Source organism: Pseudomonas sp. AC463, assembly GCF_979253585.1.
In genome coordinates this window covers 1-232 of the sequence record NZ_CEEDDZ010001224.1, presented here as the reverse complement: position 1 = coordinate 232, position 232 = coordinate 1, and the positions used below count along the sequence as shown (strand labels likewise).

1 protein-coding gene is annotated in these 232 nt (G+C 59.5%); it reads left to right on the top strand.

The window, feature by feature from the left end; all coding sequences use genetic code 11:
• Positions 1-232 (top strand): substrate-binding domain-containing protein (locus AC0IYH_RS34205; protein WP_471838945.1); only part of this gene is annotated, 232 nt, incomplete at both ends.

Sequence of the window (232 nt, the reverse complement as noted above, 5' to 3'; positions counted from 1 at the left end):
TCCTACGAGGATGCACGCGCTTATCCAAAAGCGATTCCCTACGTTGCCACTGACAACAACGCATTGATCACGCTGGCTTACTCGCATCTGGTCGAGGCGGGGTTGCAGCGCTTTGCCTGTTTCAGCCTGCCGGAAGCGCAGGCCAATCGCTGGGCGCAGGAGCGGGAAAAAGCCTTTCGCAAACTGATGCAGCGCGACGGCCTGCACGCGGAAATCTATCGCGGCATGGGCA